Below are 18,891 nucleotides of genomic sequence, written 5' to 3'. Positions count from 1 at the left end.
AGACCCGATCGTGCCCGAAACCTCTGCCCTCCTGACGCCCGCGTCGATCGCCGGAGCCGCCTACATCGTCGCCGCGCTGCTGTTCATCCTCAGCCTCGCGGGCCTCAGCAGGCATGAAACCGCCAAGGCCGGTGTCGGATACGGCATCGCCGGCATGGCCATCGCGCTCGTCGCGACCATCGGCGTCGTCGTGTCCGACGCCTGGGGCACGCCGCAGGCGACCCTCGGACTGAGCCTGCTCGCCGCGGCCGTCGTCATCGGCGGCGCCATCGGGCTCTGGCGCGCCCGCGTCGTCGAGATGACCGGCATGCCCGAGCTCATCGCGCTGCTGCACAGCTTCGTCGGGCTCGCCGCGGTGCTGGTCGGCTGGAACGGCGCCCTCGAGGAGACCGGCATGACCGGAGCGCTCCTCGACATCCACCACGCCGAGGTGTTCATCGGCGTCTTCATCGGCGCCGTCACCTTCACCGGGTCGATCGTCGCGTTCCTCAAGCTCTCGGCCCGCATGAAGTCGGCCCCGCTCATGCTGCCCGGCAAGAACGCCCTGAACCTCGGCGCGCTCGTCGCGTTCGTCGTGCTCACGGTCTGGTACGTCATCACGCCCGAGCTCTGGCTCCTCGTCGTCGTCACCGCCCTCGCGCTCGCGCTCGGCTGGCACCTCGTCGCGTCGATCGGCGGCGGCGACATGCCCGTCGTGATCTCGATGCTCAACAGCTACTCGGGGTGGGCCGCCGCCGCGGCCGGCTTCCTGCTGAACAACGACCTGCTCATCGTGACCGGCGCGCTCGTCGGCTCGTCGGGTGCGTACCTGTCGTACATCATGTGCAAGGCCATGAACCGGTCGTTCATCTCGGTCATCGCGGGCGGCTTCGGCATCGCCGCCCCGGCCGCATCGTCCGCCGAGGAGGAGCAGGGGGAGATCCACGAGATCACGGCGACGGATGCCGCGGCGCTGCTGCGCGACGCCACGAGCGTGATCATCACGCCCGGCTACGGCATGGCGGTCGCGCAGGCGCAGCATCCGGTCGCCGACCTCACCGCGAAGCTCCGCGAACGCGGCGTCGACGTGCGGTTCGGCATCCACCCGGTCGCCGGGCGGCTGCCCGGGCACATGAACGTGCTGCTCGCCGAGGCGAAGGTGCCCTACGACGTCGTCGAGGAGATGGACGAGATCAACGACGACTTCGCCGACACCACGGTGGTCCTCGTGATCGGGGCGAACGACACCGTGAATCCCGCCGCGGCGGAGGATCCGGGCAGCCCCATCGCGGGCATGCCGGTGCTGCGCGTGTGGGAGGCGTCGAACGTCATCGTGTTCAAGCGGTCGATGGCCGCCGGCTACGCGGGCGTCGCGAACCCGCTCTTCACCCGCGACAACACGCAGATGCTGTTCGGCGATGCGAAGGACCGCGTCGAGGACATCCTGCGCGCGCTCTGAGTTCGTCGGTCGAGGAGGCGCGCCGGCGCTGCGCTCGTCGGTCGAGGCGCGCCGGCGCTGGGGCTCGTCGGTCGAGGAGGCGCGCCGGCGCCGTCTCGAGACCTACCGGCGCTGGCGTCGAGACGCTGCGCTCCTCGACCGGCGCTGGTCTCGAGACGCTGCGCTCCTCGACCGGCGGGCTCCTCGGCCGGCGGCCCTGCGTGCTCACAGGATCGGCGCGTGCCGACGCGTAGGATGGATCGGTATCCCCCTCCGATGTGAAAGAGGTCGCCGTGGCCACCGCCCGCGATTCCGCCCCGGAGCGCCCCCAGTACTGGGTCGTTCCGGTCGTGCGCGGACTCCTCGCGCTCATCCCGGCCGTGGTCATCACGTTCTCGCAGGATCATTCCGCGACGCTCGGCCTCGTGACGTTCGGCGCCTGGGCGATCGTGTCCGGGCTCGTCGTCGGGGCGCTGTCGCTGCGGTTCGTCGACGACCGGGTCATCCGCTCGCTCTTCGCGGTGAACGCGGTCGTCACGGTCGTGGCCGGTCTGCTCGCGCTGACCGTTCCCGGCGGGCTGGCGTTCCTGCTCTTCCTGGTGAGCGTGTGGGCGGCCGTCACCGGTTTCGTCGAGCTCTACGCCGGGTTCCGCGGCCGCGGCCGCACGTCGGTGGCGCGCGACTGGATCGCGGCGGGCGCGTTCACCGCGATCCTCGCCATCGTGTTCCTGCTGCTGCCGCCCGACGCGGTCACGACGGTCGGGTTCCTCGGCGCGTATCTCGTGATCCTCGGCGTGTATCTCGTCATCGGGGGCCTCTCGTCGAAGTGGGCTGCGGCGGCTGACGCCAAGGCAGCAGAATCGGAGCAGCACCTGTGACCAAGCCGACCGGCGACTACGAGCCCAGCCGCCGAGAACTGCTGCGCCCGGCCGAGTACGTCGGCGGCGCCGCGATCGCCGCGCTCTTCGTGGGCGGCGTTGCGCTGTTCGCGACGCGCGACCTCATGCTCGCGGCCATCGGCACGGGCGGCGTGTTCATCATCGTGCTCATGGTGCTCGCGCTGATCGCCATGACCTTCAAGCCCGACGCGGCCGAGACCGCCGAGCTCGAGGGTGCTGCGGATGCCGCAGCGAAGGCGGATGCCACGGGCGAGCACCCGGTCGCGGGCGAGACACCCGACGCCTCCGGTCCTGATTCGGCGGGAACCGACCGTCCCGATGCCCCGACACGGCACTGATCACGCGGCACTGATCGTCTGACCATCGCGGGCGACGAGCGGTGCGTCTCAGCTCCGGTGTCCGGTCCGTGCAACCGTGCAACCGGGACTCCGGTACTCCGGTACTTCGCTACGACCTCTTCGAGCGAAGGCCGCCGGCCTCAGGGGGCCTCGGCTCGCTCGCGCACCAGTCGTCCGAGTTCGACGGCGTCGCGATCGAGCAGCACGAGTTCCGCACCCTCGAACCCGACGAGCCGGGTGCCGGATACCCATCCCGGCACATCTGCGCCTTCGCACCCGATCGACGTCGACAGGCCTCCGGTCGTGAGCATCCTGCCGTCGGACTCCAACGTCCAACGTGCCGCCTGCCCGTTGCACCCGTCGGATCCACGCCAAGCTCGGCCGGCCATGAATTCGACATGCGGATCCGTCGAGACGGAGATGCCGGCCGGGATCCAGCGCCCGGCAAGGTCTGCCGAGGTGGCAGGTCTGAGCCCCGCGGGAAGCGGTGGCACGTCGGCGAAACTCGCCCGCACGCGCTCGTCGATCACGGGCGTTTCTGCAAACGAGGGGTCCGCCGTGTCGATCGGTTGGGGCGCGCCGTCGATTGCGAGTGAGGCGACGACCCGGCCCTCGGGGTCGAGGAGTTGCCATCCGTCACCGGCTGCTCGATACGATGCGGCTGCGTCGAGCCATGGGACCACCGGCGAGTCCATCGAGCACGATCCGCTCCAGCCGAAGATCTGGGCGAGGAACGCCCGGTCGGCGGCGGTCCATGCGCCATGCAGAATGCCGCATTCACGCCAGAGTACGAGTTCGCCTGCTCCCAGACGGAGCCACGTCTCGGAACCCTCCCCCACGGCACCGGAGACCCGCCAGAGGCCCACGAGCGCGACAGGGTCTCCGGCGGGTTCGCCGGAAGGTTCGCCCGCGGCGACCGTCGGCGCCGAGCTCGGCGACGGGGCTGAAGCGCGCGCGTCCGGCGCCGCGCAAGCGGTGAGAAGCGACACCGCGGCGAATGCAGCGGCCACGAAGACCACGGCGCGGGCCACGGCGCTCATGACTCAGCCGAGGCGGTCGACGAGGTCGGAGGCGATGCCGGTGTAGGTGCCGGGCGTGAGGGCGAGCAGGCGCTGCTTGGCGTCGTCGCCGATCTCGAGGCCGCTCACGAACTCGGCCAGATCGGAGGCGCCGATGCGGCGGCCGCGCGTGAGCTCCTTGAGCAGCGCGTACGGGTCGGCGATGCTCGAACGCCCGGCGGCCACCTCGGCGCGGATCACCGTCTGGATCGCCTCGCCGAGCACCTCCCAGTTGCCGTCGAGGTCGGCCGCGAGCACGTCGAGGTCGAGGTCGATCTCGCCGAGGCCGCGCTGGATGTTGTCGAGCGCGAGCATCGAGTGCCCGAAGCCGACGCCGATGTTGCGCTGCGCGCTGGAGTCGGTGAGGTCGCGCTGGAGGCGCGAGGTCACGAGGGTCGCGGCGAGCGAGTCGAGCAGGGCGCTCGAGAGCTCGAGGTTCGCCTCGGCGTTCTCGAAGCGGATCGGGTTGACCTTGTGCGGCATCGTCGACGACCCGGTCGCGCCGGCCACCGGGATCTGACGGAAGATGCCGAGCGAGATGTACGTCCAGATGTCGGTCGCGAGGTTGTGCAGCACCCGGTTCGCGTGCGAGACCCTGCTGTAGAGCTCGGCCTGCCAGTCGTGCGACTCGATCTGCGTGGTGAGGGGGTTCCAGGTGAGGCCGAGCGACTCGACGAACTCGCGCGACACGTCGGGCCACGAGACATCCGGAGCCGCGACCACGTGGGCCGAGAAGGTGCCGGTCGCGCCCGAGAACTTGCCGAGGTACTCGGTCGCCTCGATCTGCTTCGCGATGCGCTCGAGGCGGTGCACGAAGACCGCGAGCTCCTTGCCCATGGTCGAGGGGGTCGCGGGCTGGCCGTGCGTGCGCGAGAGCATCGCCGCGTCGCGGTGCTCGCGGGCGAGCCCGACGATCGTGTCGATGACGGCGCGGTACTTGGGCAGCCAGACCTGCTGCACGGCGTCGCGCACGGTGATCGCGTACGAGAGGTTGTTGATGTCTTCACTGGTGCACGCGAAGTGGGTGAGCTCGGCGAGGTGGTCGAGGCCGAGGTCGGTGAGACGACGGCGCACGTAGTACTCGATCGCCTTGACGTCGTGCCGGGTGGTGGCCTCGAGCGAGGCGAGCTCGTCGATGTCGGGCTGGCCGAACTCGGTGACGACGCGGCGCAGGGCCGCCTGCTGGCCGGCCGAGAGCGGCGAGGTGCCGAAGAATCCGCGGTCGGTCTGCGCGATGAGCCACTCGACCTCGACGTGCACGCGGGCCCGGTTGAGGCCGGCTTCTGAGAGGTGCTCGCCGAGGGTGCCGACGGCCGAGCGGTACCGTCCGTCGAGCGGGCTGAGCGGCTGGGGAGGCAGCGTGGTCATCGTGTTCCTTGTCTGAGAGCGGGAGCGAGTTGGCGGAAGAGCGCCCGAGTCGCCTGCTCTATCATCCCAAGAACTCGGTCGAAGGCCGCCGCATCGGAATAGTACGGGTCCGGAACGTCCTGCAGCGGCGCCAGTTCGGCATCGAACTCGAGGAGGAGCCGCACGTTCTGCTGCTCCGACGGGGACGGCGCCCAGTTGCGCAGGATTCGGGCCTGACCGCGGTCGAACGCGACCACCAGGTCGAGCGCGGCGAAGTCCCCCGGATCGAACTGCCGTGCGCGGTGCCGCGACGCGTCGTAGCCGGCACGTTCGAGGGCCGCGAGCGTGCGCCGGTCGGCCTGCTCTCCCACGTGCCAGTCGCCGGTCGCCGCGGACTCGATGGCGAGTCGATCGGCGAGGCCGGCGCGGTCGGCGAGCGAGCGCAGCACCGCCTCGGCCATCGGCGAGCGGCAGATGTTGCCGGTGCACACGAAGGAAACACGGAAGGGCTGCGCCGAATCCCCAGCGGCATCCGCACGCGTCATGCCCTCCATTGTGGTCGAGAACCCGCCGTCGCACAGGAGGCAATTCGCGGCATCCGCGTCTGCTCGCCACGATCGCGGCCGTCGACGAGCCGCAGGGCACGCGCAGGCGGGGCGGCGCCTAGGCTGGCGGGAAGCGAGCGGCGGTCGACGAGAGGGGCGAGACGGTGGCGGATGCCCCTGAGCCCGACCTCCACGTCGACGCCGACCTCGCGGCCCGGCTCGTCGCGAGCCAGCATCCCGATCTCGTCGGCCCCGTGCGCCTCGCGGGCCACGGATGGGACAACGTCATGTTCCGGCTGGGGCCGGAGCTGGCGGTGCGGATGCCGCGGCGCGAGATCGCCGTCCCGTTGCTGCTCGGCGAGCAACGGTGGCTTCCCGAACTCGCGCCCCGACTGCCGACCGCGATCCCCGTTCCGGTGCGCGTCGGCCGGCCGGCTCCCGAGCTCGGCTACGACGTGCCGTGGAGCATCGTGCCGTGGCTGCCGGGGGCCTCGGCGCTGGCCCCCTCCTCGGAGGAGCGGGGCACGGATGCCGCGGCCGAGGCGCTCGCGGCGTTCGTCATCGCCCTCGGCGTGCCCGCGCCGCGCGATGCGCCCGAGAACCCGTACCGGGGCGTTCCGCTCGCCGCGCGCGACGCCGACGTCCGGGCACGCCTCGCGCGCGGCAGGGCGGCGGACCCCGAGGTGCTCGGGCGGGTGTGGGAGCGCGCGCTCGCGGCATCCGTCTGGGCCGGTCCCCCGGTCTGGGTGCACGGCGACCTGCATCCGGGCAACTTGCTCGTGCGCTCCGACGGGGGCCTGGCCGGGGTCGTCGACTTCGGCGATCTCACGTCGGGCGACCCCGCGACCGATCTCGCGACCGCCTGGCTCACGTTCGGTCCGCGCGGACGGGCGGCGTTCATCGCGCAGGTCGGCGCCCTCGCCGCGGTCGACGACGCGACCTGGGAGCGCGCCCGCGGCTGGGCGGTCGTGATGGGGACCGCGCTCGTCGATGCGCTCGACGCCGAGAGCCCGTACGGGAGGCTCGGGGCGCGGATCCTGGCGGGAGTGGCGGCCGAGGGCTGAGCGGGCGCGGGTCGTCCTCCACAGGCGCCCGATCGCGGAGGGCATCATGCGGGGCGGCGTCCGGGCGCGGTCGGGCGACCCGGCGTCGCGAGACTGGCACGCATGTCTCGAAACCCCGCCTACGACGAGCTCATCTGGGCCATGGCCACCGGCGTCGCCGTCACGTCCGACCAGGTCGACCTCGCGCGGCAGGGCGCCGCCGACCTGAGCGCATTGGCCGACGACGTGAGCGCGGGCGCGTTCGCGTACCTGCCCTGCGAGCCCGAGCAGTGGCGATCCGAGGCCGGCGACGCGTACGGAGTGATGCTCGGGGAGGCCCGCAGTTCCCTCTGCTCCGCGGCGGCGGTGCTCGCCGATGCCGCGCAGGCCCTCTCGTCCGACGCCTGGCGACTCGAGGGGCGCCTTGTCGAGCAGAACGCGATCCTCGCGGCGGGGCCAGGGGCGTGAGCGACGACCTCATCATCTCCGGCGGCGGTACGACCTCGGTCGCGGTCGACTCGCTCTTCGTCGACGCGGGCCGGCTCGGGGCGGCGGCGACGAGCGTGCAGGGGTGGATCGACCGGTTCGAGGCGATCCGCTCCAGACTCGGTGACGCCGTCACCTCCGGATCCTGTGGCGCCGTGCCCCTCGGGTCGTTCGGCGCCGTCCCGACCGGGTCGTTCGGCGCAGCGCCGGGCGTTGCCTCGGTCGGCCCCGCAGCGGGGACCGCGCTCGGCGAAGCGCACGATCTCCTCGAATCGATGCGGACGCGCCTCCTCGAAGCCGCCGAGCGCTACGGCGCAACCGAGCGATGCGTCGGCGCCCTCTGGGACATCGGCGGCCGCATCGGCGCCGTCGCACTGGGCCTGCTGACCACGGGAGTCGTGATCCGCACGGTCGGCGGCGCGGTCGTGGCCGCCCCGCACGTCGCCGTCGCGGTCGGCATCACCCGACTTCTCGGGCTGGAGCCGCGCCCGGGCGACCTGCCGCTCGTGCAGTGGCTGACCGAGCATCGCGACCTGCTGAGCGACCCGTCCTTCGTGCGGCTCGTGCGCACCGTGGCGGACCACGCCGACGACTACGCCCTCGCCACCGCCTTCGGCACGGCGGCGATCGGCATCGCGTCCGCCATCGACGCGTCCGAGAGCGCATCTGGGCTGCTCGGGCTGGCCGGACTCGCGTCCGCGGCCGTCGGCGGCCGACTCCTCACCGATGGGCCGGTCAAGGTCGAGCGCGTGGCTCCCGAACGCAACCCCACCGATGCGGCGCCGCCGAACGGTCGTTTCCCGGTGCCCGCCCCGACCGGCCTCGGCGACCTCGCGCAGCGGGTGCCGCCGAGCGACGGCCGCGCGCAGATCACGATCGAGCGCTACGACGTCGACGGTGAGAACCGGTGGATCGCGTATGTCGGCGGCACGGTCGACTTCACCCTCGAGGCGGGTTCGGAGTCCTCCGACATGACCTCCAACCTCCACAGCGTCGCGCAGTCTTCACCGCTCGACGACCTCCGCGTCTTCGGCGCCGATTCGGGGGCCGCCGACCGTGCGGTGCGCGCCGCGCTCGCCGCGGCCGGCGCCGATCCGGCCGATCCGGTGCTCGCGATCGGGCATTCGGGCGGCGGCGTGGTCGTCGCCGGTCTCGCCTCCGACCCGGAGCTCAACGTCGTCGCCGGGGTCAGTCTCGGCGGGCCGGTCGCGTCCGCGCCGATTCAGCCGGGGGTCCCGTTCCTCTCGGTCGAGCACGTCGAAGACCTCGTCCCGGCGACCGGCGGATCCGGGGGCGCCGGGGGCCGCGCGCTCGACATGCTCGTCGTCTCGCGCGAGGTGCTCGACGCCGGCCACGGGAGCGCTGAAGCGCTCCCGGCGCACCGTCTCACGCGATACCGCGAGACCGCCGAACGCTTCGACGCGTCCGAAGCCGAACAGCTCGTCGCGTTCCGGGCGACCGTGGCGGACTTCACCGGCGGCGCGACCGGGGAGCGCACCCGTTGGCGGGCGTCGCGCGAGTGAGAGGTGCGGCGTGGAGCGCGGCCTGGTGGTGGGTGCGGGCCGAGCGGCGCGCGCGTCAGTCGCGGCTGGGTCGCACCACGAGGCCGATGAGCCAGCTGAACAGGCCGAGCACGAGCGCTCCGAGCACGCCCCACCAGAAGCTCTCGACCTGGAGGCCGAAGCCCATGAGGTCGCTGATCCAGTCGACGAGCAGCAGCAGCAGGCCGTTGACGATGAACGAGATGAGTCCGAGCGTCAGCACGTAGATCGGGAAGGCGACGACGCGGATGAACGTGCCGATGATCGCGTTCACGAGCCCGAAGATGGCGGCGACGAGCAGGTACGTGAGCACCTGGCCGACCGCGGTGTCGTCGTAGGGCACGACCGAGACACCGCTCACCAGCAGCGTGGTGAGCCAGAGGGCGAAGGCGACGACGATGACCTTGACGATGAAGCGCATGGCACCACTCTTCCACCGATTCCGTCGCGTGGGCGAGAAGGTACGGTGGAAAACATGACCGCATCCGAGTCGACGACGCCCGGAATCCGGCTGCGCCCCGAGATCGCAGCCCTTCCCCCGTACCGGCAGGGCCGTCCGGCGCCCGCCGACGGCTTCAAGCTCTCCAGCAACGAGAACCCGTTCGATCCGCTCGCCGGCGTCGTCGAGGCCGTGGCCGCCTCCGCCGCGCAGATCAACCGGTACCCCGACGCGACCGCGCTCGCCCTGCGCGAGCGACTCGCGACTCGGTTCGGCGTCACCGCCGACGAGGTCATCGTGGGCGCCGGGTCCGTCGCGCTGATCGCCCAGTTCGTGCTCGCCGCCGCGAGCCCCGGCGACGAGGTCGTCTACTCGTGGCGCTCCTTCGAGGCGTACCCGGGCCTGGTGACGGTCGCCGGCGCGAAGAGCGTGCAGGTGCCGAATCGCGCCGACCATGGCCACGACCTCGACGCCATCGCGGCCGCGATCACCGACCGCACCCGCGTCGTCATCGTCTGCTCCCCCAACAACCCGACCGGCGTGCTCGTGACGGCGGCCGAGTTCGAGGCGTTCATGGCGAAGGTCCCGGCCGACCGGCTCGTGCTGCTCGACGAGGCGTACCGCGAGTTCGTCACCGTCGAGGCATCCGTCGACGGGGCCGACCTCATCGGGCGCTACCCCAACCTCGTGCTGCTGCGCACCTTCTCGAAGGCCTACGGGCTCGCGGGCCTCCGCGTCGGCTACGCGGTCGGACCCGTCGCGATCCTCGACGCCGCACGCGCCACGGCGATCCCGCTGGGCGTGACCGCGGCATCCTCTGCCGGTGCGCTCGCCTCGCTCGAGCCCGCCGCCGAGGCCGAGCTCCTCGAACGCGTCGCCGCCCTCGCCGAGCGGCGCGACCGTCTGCGGTCGGGGCTGATCGCGCAGGGCTGGCAGGTGCCCGAGGCGCAGGGCAACTTCGTCTGGCTCCCGACCGGCGAGCAGACCGCGGAGGTGGCCGAGCGGCTCTTCGAGGCATCCGTCGTCGCCCGCGCCTTCCCGCCCGAGGGCATCCGCGTGTCGATCGGCGAAGAGGCGTCTGTCGATATCCTCCTCGGGATTCTCGGCGAGCTTGTGCCGACTTCACAAGAAGGGCGCCTGAACTAGCGGGTAGCGTGGAACGGTGGTCGCTCAGGAACGTGAATTCACCGCGCCGACGGTGCAACTGCTGACACCTCAGGGCGAGCTCCGGCCGAGCCCAGAGGCCGAGGCCTACCTCCCGCTGATCGAGGCGCTCGGCGACGACGCGCTCGAGCAGTTCTATCGCGACATGACGGTGTCCCGCCGCATCGATGTCACCGGCGCGAACCTGCAGCGGCAGGGCCAGCTCGCACTCTGGGTGCCGAGCCTCGGCCAGGAGGCCGCCCAGGTCGGCTCCGCCCGTGCCGCGCGCCCCCAAGACCACATCTTCCCGTCGTACCGCGAGCACATCGCGGGCATGATCCGCGGGCTCGACCCCGTGCGCATCTTCGCCCTCCTGCGCGGCGCCACGCTTGGCGGCTGGAACCCCGACGAGGTCGGCAACTTCCACCTCTACACGCTCGTGCTCGCGTCGCAGACGCTCCACTCCACGGGCTACGCCATGGGCATCCGATTCGATGGCGCCTGCGGCACCGGAGATCCCGAGACGGATGCCGCGGTGCTGGTCTACTACGGCGACGGGGCCACCTCCCAGGGCGACGCGAGCGAGGCGCTCGTGTTCGCGTCGAGCTACCAGACGCCGCAGGTCTTCTTCGTGCAGAACAACCAGTGGGCGATCTCGGTTCCCGTCTCGCGCCAGTCCCGCAGCCCGCTCGGGCTCCGCGGCGGCGGATTCGGCATGCCGAGCCTCCGCATCGACGGCAACGACGTGCTCGTCAGCTACGCCGCGAGCCGCGTCGCCCTCGAGGAGGCGCGTGCGGGCGAGGGGCCGACGTTCATCGAGGCGCTCACCTACCGCATGGGCGCGCACACCACGGCCGACGACCCCACCAAGTACCGCACCGACGACGAGGTCGGCTACTGGGCCGAGCGCGACCCCATCTCGCGCTACCGCACGTGGCTCGAGTCCCGCGGCGCATCGGCGGAGTTCTTCGCCTCGGCCGACGAGGAGGCGGCGGATGTCGCGAGCGACGTCCGCAAGCGGGCGCTCGAGCTGACGGCCCCGACGCGCGAGAAGATCTTCGAGCACGTGTACAGCGAGGCGCATCCGCTGATGGTCGAGCAGGCGGCCTGGCTCGACGCGTACGAGAACGGATTCGAGGGGGGCGCCGCATGAGCACCGACACCGAGGAGCAGCTCCGGGCCGGGGCGATCGAGCCCGACGCCGCGAACGTCGGGGAAGCCGGGCCCGACGCCGCGGGCCCCGCCGGCGTCGCCGCTGCCGCGGACGCGCCCGACGCGCCCGCCGTCAAGGGCGTGCAGACGCTGTCGATGGCCAAGGCCATCACCGCGGGCCTCCGCGAGGCCCTCCGCGGCGACGACAGGGTCCTGCTCATGGGCGAGGACATCGGCCCGCTCGGCGGCGTGTTCCGCGTGACCGAGGGGCTCCAGGCCGAGTTCGGGGAGCACCGCGTGCTCGATTCGCCCCTGGCCGAGTCGGGCATCGTCGGCACCGCGATCGGCCTCGCGATGCGCGGGTACCGCCCGGTGCTCGAGATCCAGTTCGACGGGTTCATCTTCCCCGCGTTCGACCAGATCACGACGCAGCTCTCGCGCATGACGCTGCGCCACGAGGGCCGCATCTCGATGCCGATCGTGATCCGGGTGCCCTACGGCGGGCACATCGGCTCCATCGAGCACCACCAGGAGAGCCCCGAGGCGTACTTCGCGCACACGCCGGGGTTGCGCGTGGTGAGCCCGTCGAGCCCGCACGACGCCTACTGGATGATCCAGGAGGCCATCGCCTCGAACGACCCCGTGATCTTCTTCGAGCCGAAGAGCCGCTACTGGCCGAAGGGCCCGGTCGACCTCGACCACTCGGGCGTGCCGCTGCACTCCAGCCGCGTCATCCGCTCGGGCACCGATGTCACGGTGGTCGGCCACGGCGCGATGATCTCGACGCTGCTGCAGGCGGCCGACATCGCCGCGGGCGAGGGCACGAGCCTCGAGGTCGTCGATCTCCGCTCCCTCTCCCCCATCGACTACGGACCGCTGCTCGAGTCGGTGCACCGCACGGGCCGGCTCGTCGTCGCCCAAGAGGCGTACGGATCGGTCAGCGTGGGCTCCGAGATCGCGGCCACGGTCGCCGAGCGGGCGTTCTACGCGCTCGAGGCGCCCGTGCTGCGGGTCTCGAGCTTCGACACGCCGTTCCCGCCCGCCGCGCTCGAGACCGAGTACCTGCCGAGCCCCGACCGGGTGCTCGAAGCCGTCGACCGGGCGCTCGCGTACTGACGCGACGACACGATCCGATATGACGACAACGGCATAGATCGACTGCGAGGGTAAACGAATGACTGAGATCCGGTTCCCACTGCCCGACGTCGGCGAAGGGCTCACCGAGGCCGAGATCGTGCAGTGGCGCGTCGCCCCCGGCGACGCGATCGCGCTCGACCAGGTCTTCGTCGAGATCGAGACGGCGAAGTCGCTCGTCGAACTGCCGAGCGCGTTCGAGGGCGTCGTCACCGAGCTGCTCGTGACCGAGGGGGCGACGGTCGACGTCGGAACCCCGATCCTCGTCGTGCAGACGGCCGATGCCGCTCCCGGCCCTTCCGCCGCCGCAGCGCCTGCGGCAGCGGCACCGGCTCCCGGGGTCGCCGAGTCGGCGCCCGCGCCGGCCGTCTCGGCGCCGGCCGCTCCCCCGGCGACCGTCGCCTCGCACGCCCCCGCACCCTCCGAGGGCGGCGGCGCCGTGCTCGTCGGCCACGGGTCGTCCGGGCCCTCCGGCACCCGTCGCCGGCAGCGGCATCCGGCCCCCGATGTCGCGCACGAGCACCTCGCCGAGCGCTCGGCGCCGCGCCCGCCCGCAGCCGCCGCCGATCGTCCGGCCGCGGCATCCGCACCGGCACGCGCCGAGGCGACCTTCCCGGTGATCGCCAAGCCGCCCATCCGCAAGCTCGCGAAGGACCTCGGCGTCGAGCTCTCTCGCGTGGCGCCCACGGGCCCCATGGGCGACATCACCCGCGACGACGTGATCCGCGAGGCGAGCCAGGCGAGCGTGTTCCGCAACATCCAGACGCCGGAGCAGCCCACCGATCGCGAGGACCGCATCCCCGTGAAGGGCGTGCGCAAGGCGATCGCGTCGGCCATGGTGCAGAGCGCGTTCCAGGCGCCGCACGTGAGCGTGTTCGTCGACGTCGACGCCACGCGCACCATGGAGTACGTCAGGCGCCTCAAGGCCTCGACCGACTTCGCCGGGGTTCGCGTCTCCCCCCTGCTGATCATGGCCAAGGCGATGATCTGGGCCGTGCGCCGCAACCCGTCGGTGAACGCGCAGTGGACCGACTCCGAGATCATCGTCAAGCACTACGTGAACCTCGGCGTGGCCGCCGCCACCCCGCGCGGGCTCATCGTGCCGAATGTGAAAGAGGCGCAGGCCATGACCATGGTCGAGCTCGCCACCGCACTCGAGCAGCTCACTCTCACCGCACGCGAGGGCAAGACGCAGCCCGCCGAGATGGCGAACGGCACCATCACGGTGACGAACATCGGCGTCTTCGGCATGGACACCGGAACGCCGATCCTCAACCCCGGCGAGGTCGCGATCGTCGCGCTCGGCACGATCAAGCAGAAGCCGTGGGTCGTCGACGGCGAGGTGCGGCCCCGTTACGTCACGACGATCGGGGCCTCGTTCGACCACCGGGTGGTCGACGGCGACGTCGCGAGCCGATTCCTCGCCGATGTCGCGTCGATCATCGAGGAGCCGGCGCTCCTGCTCGAATAGGCGGCGCCGCGTTCGGCGCGCCGGGTTCCGCTCCCGCCGGAGCGGATGCCCGCTGCGGGGTCAGCCGCGGTTCAGAACCGGATCTCGTAGGTGATCGACTCCGCGGTGCGCGATCGCTCGGCCATGCCGACCCGCTCGAGCACGCGACGGGCGGGCAGGTTCGCGATCTCGGCCTCGGCCATCGCGACGCGCCCGCCGTTGGCGCGCACGAGGGCGAGCGCCTCGGTGACGATGAGCTCGGCGTACCCGCGCCCTCGGGCCGCGGGGACGAGGCCGAACGCGAACTCGATGGACCCGTCGTCGCTCAGCGGGCCGAAGAGGTTGACGCCGCCGATGGCCGAGCCTTCGTCGCCGAGGCGGACGAGATAGGGGCCGAACGGCGCCGGATCGCCGGAGACGCGCACCGCGCGCACGAACTCGCGCAGCAGCTCGGGCTCGTCGGTGAACGAGTAGCCGCCCGCCCAGCCGTCGTGAGGATCGACCTCGCCGGACAACAGGCGCTCGGCGTCTTCGACGGTGAACGGATGCAACGCGAGGGGGGGTGTCGTCGTATCCACGTGCTTCATGGTGGCATGGCCGACCGACATGCGCGAGCGATTCGTCGCGACTGTTCACGGGGTCGTAACGCATCGGTCCGATGGGCCTACTGATGGTTTTGACAATCATTATCAATAAGCGTAGGTTCGACGCATGCCCAGCCCGCAGCACCACTCCCTCCCCCGCGCCTCGCGCACCCTCGGCACGTTCACGGCGCTCGGCGCCGGCGTGCTCCTCCTGAGCGCCTGCGCCGGCCCCGCGGCATCCGGAACCTCCGACGCCGACGGCGGCCCCCGCATCGTGGCGACCACCACGCAGGTGGGGGACTTCGTGCACGAGCTGGTCGGCGACACGGCCGAGGTCACCCAACTGCTCTCCCCCGGCCAGAGCGCGCACAGCTTCGACCCGTCGGCCGCGCAGATGCTCGCGCTCGCCGACGCCGACGCCGTCGTCATGAACGGCGCCGGGCTCGAGTCCTGGCTCGACGACGCCCTCGACGCCTCCGGCTTCGACGGCGAGCTCATCGACGCGAGCACGGGCGTCGAGCTGTTCGGCACCGACGACCACGATCACGACCACGATCACGATCAGGACGGCGACGCCGAGCACAGCGACGACGAGCACGCCGACGAGGGTCACGAGGGCCACGATCACGGCGACGGCAACCCGCACATCTGGACCGATCCGGAACTCGCCGTGGCGATGGTCGAGAACATCGCCACCGGCCTGCAGGGCGTCGCGGGCATCGACGCGGCGAGGCTCGAGGCGAACGAGTCCGCGTACGTCGGGCAGCTCGAGGCCCTCGACGACTGGATCGAGCAGAGCGTCGACCAGGTGCCCGAGGCCGAGCGGCTGCTCGTCACGAACCACGACGCGTTCACCTACTACATCGACGCGTACCACCTCGTCTTCGTCGGCAGCGTGATCCCGAGCTTCGACGACAACGCCGAGCCCAGCGCCGACGAGATCGACCGGCTCGTGGCCGACATCGAGGCGACGGGCGCGAAGGCCGTGTTCTCCGAGGCCTCGATCTCGCCGAAGGCGGCCGAGGCGATCGGCAGCGAGGCGGGCGTCGCCGTCTACTCGGGGCCCGACGCGCTCTACGGCGACTCCCTGGGCGCCGCCGGCACCGAGGGGGAGACCTACGTGGGGTCGCAGATCCACAACACCCGCCTGATCGTGGAGTCGTGGGGCGCCGAGCCTTCCGCCCTGCCGGGCGCACTGCAATGATGTCCGAATGAGCGAGAACGTGGTGCTGCGCCTCGATGACGCCGCGTTCACCCACCCCGGCGGCGCCACGGTGAACGGGTTCGACGTCGCGATCCGCCGCGGCGAGGCGATCGCGCTCATCGGCCCCAACGGCGCGGGCAAATCGACGCTGCTCCGCGGCATCCTGGGCCTCGTGCCGCTGACGCACGGCCGCATGGCGTTCGGGGGCGGCTCCGACGCAGGGGATGCAGCCGAAGGCGCGGATGCCTCGAACCGGGCGCATGCCTCGAACCGGGCGGATGCCTCGAACCGGGCGCGAGACCCGAAACATGCCGATCGGAGCATGCTGGGCTTCCTGCCGCAGAGCATGGAGTTCGACCTCGACTTCCCTATCAGCCTCGAGCAGGTCGTGATGCAGGGTCGCTACCGGCGCCTCGGGCTGCTTCGATGGCCGGGCCGCGCCGATCGGGCCGCCGTGCGCCGTGCGCTCGAGACGGTCGGCCTGTCCGACTTCGCCGGCAAGCGCTTCGGCCAGCTCTCGGGAGGGCAGCGCCAGCGCGGCCTCCTCGCGAGGGCCCTCGCCTCCGAGCCGAGCCTGCTCCTGCTCGACGAACCGTTCAACGGGCTCGACCAGCCCAACCGCGACGCGCTCGTCGCGACGCTCCGACGGCTGAAGGGCGACGGCGTAGCCGTGCTCGTCTCGACGCACGACCTCGAGCTCGCACAGCAGGTGTGCGACCAGGTGCTCCTCGTGAACGGGCGGCAGCTCTCGTACGGGCCGGTGGCCGAGGTGCTCACGCTCGGCAACGTGCAGCGCTGCTTCGAGGGCGTCGAGGTCGAGATCGACGAGCACACCCTGGTCGTGCCCGGCCACGAGGGACATTGATGCCATCCATGGCATGTTCGCCGCGGTGCGCGGGGGAGTGGTGCACGTGAGCCTCTGGGACGCGCTGTTCGGCGCCTTCGCGCTGCCGTTCATGGGGCGCGCCCTCGTCGTGCTGCTCGTGCTCGCGCTCGTGGCCGGCGTCGTCGGCGTGCTCGTGAACCTGCGCGGACTCGAGTTCGTCAGCGACGGGCTGACGCACGCGGTGTTCCCCGGCCTCGCGGTCGGGCTCGCCGTCGGCGGCACCGCGGGCCTGCTTCCCGGCGCCGCCGTGGCCGCCCTGCTCGGCGCCGTCGCGCTGACCTGGCTCGCCCGCGCCGGGGTAACCTCCGATGCAGGTGTCGCCGTCGTGCTGACCGCCGCGTTCAGCGTCGGCGTGATCGTCGTGTCGAAGAGCGACGACTACGCGGGCGCGCTCGAGGAGCTGCTCTTCGGACGGGTGCTGACGATTCCGCCCGACGAGGTGCTTCCGCTGGTCCTGGTCGCCGCCGTCGCCCTCGTGATCGTGCTCGTGACCGTGAAGCAGCAGGTGTTCCGGGCGTTCGACGCGGCCGGGAGCCGTGCTGCCGGCGACTCGGGGTTCCGGCTCGACCTCGCACTCAACGTCGCCGTCGCCCTCGTCGTCGTCGCAGGCGCGAGCACCGTGGGCTCGCTCCTGGTGCTGGCGTTCCTCGTGGTGCCGGGCGCGGTCGCGCGCCTCGCATCGGCACGCCTCTGGCCGCTCTTCCCGATCGCCGCGGTGTTCGCCGCGCTCGCGTCGTGGATCGGGCTCGCCGTCGGGTTCGCCGCGAGCGTCGGAGCCGGCGTCGACCTCCCGGCCGGCAGCACCGTGGTGGCCGTGTTCGTGCTCGGGTACGCCGTCGTGCTCGGCATCCGTCTACTGCGCGACGCGGGGGAGCGGGCCGCATGAGCTACTTCGAACGCGCGCTCGTCGCCGCGATCGTCATCGGCGCGGTCGGCGGCTTCGTCGGATGCCTCGTCGTGCTGCGCAAGCGCACCTTCTTCGCGCAGGCGCTCACGCACGGCACCTACCCGGGCGCCGTCGCCGCGGCCGCGCTCGGCGTCGCCGTCCCGCTCGGTGCGGCCGCGGCATCCGTCGTGCTCGTGCTCGTGATGACCGGTATCGCACGGGTGCGCAATCAGGGCGCGCAGGTGGCCGCGGGCATCGTGCTCACCGGCGGATTCGCGGCGGGCGCGATCCTCGCCGCGGTCGTGCCGAGCCTGCCGGTGCAGCCCGAGTCGCTCCTCGTCGGCTCGATCCTCACCGTGACGACCGCCGATATTCTGCTTGCGGCATGCGTCGGCGTCGCGGCGCTCGTCCTCGTCGCCGTGTACGGGCGGCGCATCGTCTTCTCGACCTTCGACCAGGCGGGCTTCCGCGCGGCCGGCTACCGCGAATGGCCCATCGAGCTGCTCGTGCTGGGGCTGACCGCCGCCACCGTCGTGAGCGCCCTGCCCGCGGTGGGCGCGATCCTCGCGATCGCCCTCATCGCCGCCCCCGCCGCGGCGGCGCGCGCCGTGACGACGACCTATCGCGGCATGCTCGTCGCGGCGCCCCTCATCGGCGCGGCCTCGGGCGTGCTCGGCGTGCTCGCCTCCCGGGCCCTCGCGATCGCCGCGGGGCCGGCGATCGTGCTCACCGCCACGGCGTTCCTGCTGCTCGCGTTGGCCGGCTCCAAGCTTCGCGCACTACCGTGGAGGGCATCCGCGATCCCCGTGGAGACCGCAGAGGACGCCCGAACCGCATGAAGCGCAACACCTGGCAACGCGAAGCCGTTCGCGAAGCCCTCGACGACACCGAGGGCTTCATCAGCGCGCAGGCGCTGCACTCCTCGCTGCACGCGACCGGTTCTCCGATCGGGCTCGCCACGGTGTACCGCGCGCTCGGCGACCTCGCGTCCAGCGGCGAGGCGGACTCGTTGCAGTCGCCCGACGGGGAGGCGCTCTACCGCGCGTGCAGCACGACCGGCCACCACCACCACCTCATCTGCCGCAACTGCGGGCTCACGGTCGAGATCGCCGCCGACGAGGTGGAGGCCTGGGCCAAGGGCATCGCGGCGGAGCACGGGTTCACCCAGGCCGCGCACGTCGTCGACGTGTTCGGCCTCTGCGCGAACTGCACCGCGCTCGCCGACGCGCGCTGAGCCGGCGCGGTTCCGCGGCATCCGCGCTCGTCCTCTTTCACTTTTCAGGAAGGGGTGTGGGAAGCGCGGCCCGTTCGGCGATGAATCGCCGCCCGATGCCCCGTC

General features: G+C 71.9%; 20 protein-coding genes. 15 read left to right on the top strand and 5 right to left on the bottom strand.

Annotated elements, in window-relative coordinates; all coding sequences use genetic code 11:
• Positions 1-10: 10 nt before the first annotated feature.
• The 3 genes from pntB (at position 11) to GQQ92_RS06675 (ending at position 2,654) form a co-directional block, all read left to right on the top strand.
• A complete protein-coding gene (gene pntB / locus GQQ92_RS06685; RefSeq protein ID WP_232057547.1) occupies positions 11-1,438 on the top strand; it encodes a Re/Si-specific NAD(P)(+) transhydrogenase subunit beta in 1,428 nt (475 codons plus the stop codon).
• A 272-nt stretch (positions 1,439-1,710) separates the two neighbouring features.
• Entirely contained in the window at positions 1,711-2,295 is a 585-nt protein-coding gene (locus GQQ92_RS06680; RefSeq protein ID WP_156998454.1) for a DUF308 domain-containing protein, read from the top strand.
• Positions 2,292-2,654 (top strand): hypothetical protein, encoded by a 363-nt coding sequence (locus tag GQQ92_RS06675; RefSeq protein WP_156998453.1) that lies wholly within the window; start codon positions 2,292-2,294, stop codon positions 2,652-2,654. The genes GQQ92_RS06680 and GQQ92_RS06675 overlap by 4 nt, the downstream gene beginning before the upstream one ends.
• A 140-nt stretch (positions 2,655-2,794) precedes the next feature.
• Here the strand turns inward: GQQ92_RS06675 and GQQ92_RS06670 are convergent, their stop codons facing one another.
• The 3 genes from GQQ92_RS06670 to GQQ92_RS06660 are packed head-to-tail and all read right to left on the bottom strand — an operon-like array spanning position 2,795 to position 5,604.
• Positions 2,795-3,694, bottom strand: coding sequence for a hypothetical protein (locus GQQ92_RS06670; protein WP_156998452.1), 900 nt, complete (start codon positions 3,692-3,694; stop codon positions 2,795-2,797).
• Between the two features lie 3 nt (positions 3,695-3,697).
• Entirely contained in the window at positions 3,698-5,080 is a 1,383-nt protein-coding gene (gene purB / locus GQQ92_RS06665) for an adenylosuccinate lyase (RefSeq protein WP_156998451.1), read from the bottom strand.
• Positions 5,077-5,604 carry a low molecular weight protein-tyrosine-phosphatase gene (locus GQQ92_RS06660; protein WP_156998450.1) on the bottom strand — a complete coding sequence of 176 codons (528 nt, stop codon included), beginning with the start codon at positions 5,602-5,604 and terminating at the stop codon, positions 5,077-5,079. Before GQQ92_RS06660 ends, purB begins: the two co-directional genes overlap by 4 nt.
• A 164-nt stretch (positions 5,605-5,768) precedes the next feature.
• On the opposite strand from GQQ92_RS06660, the gene GQQ92_RS06655 reads away from it, so the two are divergent.
• From GQQ92_RS06655 to GQQ92_RS06645, 3 genes are all read left to right on the top strand, one after another.
• Positions 5,769-6,668 carry an aminoglycoside phosphotransferase family protein gene (locus GQQ92_RS06655; protein ID WP_156998449.1) on the top strand — a complete coding sequence of 300 codons (900 nt, stop codon included), beginning with the start codon at positions 5,769-5,771 and terminating at the stop codon, positions 6,666-6,668.
• Positions 6,669-6,770: 102 nt separating this feature from the next.
• Positions 6,771-7,115: a hypothetical protein gene (locus GQQ92_RS06650; protein ID WP_156998448.1), complete on the top strand. Its 345-nt coding sequence runs from the start codon at positions 6,771-6,773 to the stop codon at positions 7,113-7,115.
• Positions 7,112-8,656: a hypothetical protein gene (locus GQQ92_RS06645; protein WP_156998447.1), complete on the top strand. Its 1,545-nt coding sequence runs from the start codon at positions 7,112-7,114 to the stop codon at positions 8,654-8,656. Before GQQ92_RS06650 ends, GQQ92_RS06645 begins: the two co-directional genes overlap by 4 nt.
• Positions 8,657-8,711: 55 nt before the next feature.
• On the opposite strand, the gene GQQ92_RS06640 is transcribed toward GQQ92_RS06645, so the two are convergent.
• The gene (locus GQQ92_RS06640) at positions 8,712-9,095 is read right to left on the bottom strand and encodes a phage holin family protein (RefSeq protein ID WP_156998446.1); all 384 of its coding nucleotides are present in this window, start codon (positions 9,093-9,095) and stop codon (positions 8,712-8,714) included.
• A 54-nt stretch (positions 9,096-9,149) separates the two neighbouring features.
• On the opposite strand from GQQ92_RS06640, the gene GQQ92_RS06635 reads away from it, so the two are divergent.
• The 4 genes from GQQ92_RS06635 to GQQ92_RS06620 all read left to right on the top strand — a co-directional run bounded on the left by GQQ92_RS06635 (position 9,150) and on the right by GQQ92_RS06620 (position 14,013).
• Complete coding sequence (locus tag GQQ92_RS06635; protein ID WP_156998445.1) at positions 9,150-10,259, top strand: histidinol-phosphate transaminase; 1,110 nt, start codon at positions 9,150-9,152, stop codon at positions 10,257-10,259.
• A 16-nt stretch (positions 10,260-10,275) separates the two neighbouring features.
• On the top strand, positions 10,276-11,409 hold the full coding sequence (locus GQQ92_RS06630; RefSeq protein WP_372493372.1) for a thiamine pyrophosphate-dependent dehydrogenase E1 component subunit alpha: 1,134 nt from the start codon (positions 10,276-10,278) through the stop codon (positions 11,407-11,409).
• 155 nt (positions 11,410-11,564) lie between these two features.
• Positions 11,565-12,524, top strand: coding sequence for an alpha-ketoacid dehydrogenase subunit beta (locus GQQ92_RS06625; RefSeq protein ID WP_232057582.1), 960 nt, complete (start codon positions 11,565-11,567; stop codon positions 12,522-12,524).
• A 58-nt stretch (positions 12,525-12,582) separates the two neighbouring features.
• On the top strand, positions 12,583-14,013 hold the full coding sequence (locus GQQ92_RS06620) for a dihydrolipoamide acetyltransferase family protein (protein ID WP_156998443.1): 1,431 nt from the start codon (positions 12,583-12,585) through the stop codon (positions 14,011-14,013).
• 71 nt (positions 14,014-14,084) lie between these two features.
• Here GQQ92_RS06620 and GQQ92_RS06615 read toward each other — a convergent pair whose 3' ends face one another.
• Positions 14,085-14,570: a GNAT family N-acetyltransferase gene (locus GQQ92_RS06615; RefSeq protein ID WP_197738123.1), complete on the bottom strand. Its 486-nt coding sequence runs from the start codon at positions 14,568-14,570 to the stop codon at positions 14,085-14,087.
• Positions 14,571-14,703: 133 nt separating this feature from the next.
• Here GQQ92_RS06615 and GQQ92_RS06610 point away from each other — a divergent pair, with 133 nt between their 5' ends.
• The 5 genes from GQQ92_RS06610 to GQQ92_RS06590 are packed head-to-tail and all read left to right on the top strand — an operon-like array spanning position 14,704 to position 18,786.
• A complete protein-coding gene (locus tag GQQ92_RS06610) occupies positions 14,704-15,780 on the top strand; it encodes a metal ABC transporter substrate-binding protein (protein ID WP_156998441.1) in 1,077 nt (358 codons plus the stop codon).
• Between the two features lie 7 nt (positions 15,781-15,787).
• On the top strand, positions 15,788-16,645 hold the full coding sequence (locus tag GQQ92_RS06605) for a metal ABC transporter ATP-binding protein (RefSeq protein WP_156998440.1): 858 nt from the start codon (positions 15,788-15,790) through the stop codon (positions 16,643-16,645).
• 13 nt (positions 16,646-16,658) lie between these two features.
• Complete coding sequence (locus GQQ92_RS06600; protein WP_156998439.1) at positions 16,659-17,552, top strand: metal ABC transporter permease; 894 nt, start codon at positions 16,659-16,661, stop codon at positions 17,550-17,552.
• Entirely contained in the window at positions 17,549-18,391 is an 843-nt protein-coding gene (locus GQQ92_RS06595) for a metal ABC transporter permease (RefSeq protein WP_156998438.1), read from the top strand. Before GQQ92_RS06600 ends, GQQ92_RS06595 begins: the two co-directional genes overlap by 4 nt.
• Positions 18,388-18,786, top strand: coding sequence for a Fur family transcriptional regulator (locus GQQ92_RS06590; RefSeq protein WP_156998437.1), 399 nt, complete (start codon positions 18,388-18,390; stop codon positions 18,784-18,786). The genes GQQ92_RS06595 and GQQ92_RS06590 overlap by 4 nt, the downstream gene beginning before the upstream one ends.
• Positions 18,787-18,891 lie beyond the last annotated feature (105 nt).

The sequence above is a fragment of the Agromyces terreus genome (genome assembly GCF_009749465.1).
Lineage (GTDB): Bacteria > Actinomycetota > Actinomycetes > Actinomycetales > Microbacteriaceae > Agromyces > Agromyces terreus.
This window is presented reverse-complemented; position numbering and strand designations above follow the sequence as displayed.

Coding starts and splice junctions, on each gene's coding strand:
- GQQ92_RS06635 (WP_156998445.1), top strand. CDS start 9,150: ATGACCGCATCCGAGTCGACGACGCCCGGAATCCGGCTGCGCCCCGAG.
- GQQ92_RS06650 (WP_156998448.1), top strand. CDS start 6,771: ATGTCTCGAAACCCCGCCTACGACGAGCTCATCTGGGCCATGGCCACC.
- GQQ92_RS06660 (WP_156998450.1), bottom strand. CDS start 5,604: ATGACGCGTGCGGATGCCGCTGGGGATTCGGCGCAGCCCTTCCGTGTT.
- GQQ92_RS06620 (WP_156998443.1), top strand. CDS start 12,583: ATGACTGAGATCCGGTTCCCACTGCCCGACGTCGGCGAAGGGCTCACC.
- GQQ92_RS06595 (WP_156998438.1), top strand. CDS start 17,549: ATGAGCTACTTCGAACGCGCGCTCGTCGCCGCGATCGTCATCGGCGCG.
- GQQ92_RS06670 (WP_156998452.1), bottom strand. CDS start 3,694: ATGAGCGCCGTGGCCCGCGCCGTGGTCTTCGTGGCCGCTGCATTCGCC.
- GQQ92_RS06640 (WP_156998446.1), bottom strand. CDS start 9,095: ATGCGCTTCATCGTCAAGGTCATCGTCGTCGCCTTCGCCCTCTGGCTC.
- GQQ92_RS06610 (WP_156998441.1), top strand. CDS start 14,704: ATGCCCAGCCCGCAGCACCACTCCCTCCCCCGCGCCTCGCGCACCCTC.
- GQQ92_RS06605 (WP_156998440.1), top strand. CDS start 15,788: ATGAGCGAGAACGTGGTGCTGCGCCTCGATGACGCCGCGTTCACCCAC.
- purB (WP_156998451.1), bottom strand. CDS start 5,080: ATGACCACGCTGCCTCCCCAGCCGCTCAGCCCGCTCGACGGACGGTAC.
- GQQ92_RS06600 (WP_156998439.1), top strand. CDS start 16,659: ATGTTCGCCGCGGTGCGCGGGGGAGTGGTGCACGTGAGCCTCTGGGAC.
- GQQ92_RS06590 (WP_156998437.1), top strand. CDS start 18,388: ATGAAGCGCAACACCTGGCAACGCGAAGCCGTTCGCGAAGCCCTCGAC.
- GQQ92_RS06625 (WP_232057582.1), top strand. CDS start 11,565: ATGGCCAAGGCCATCACCGCGGGCCTCCGCGAGGCCCTCCGCGGCGAC.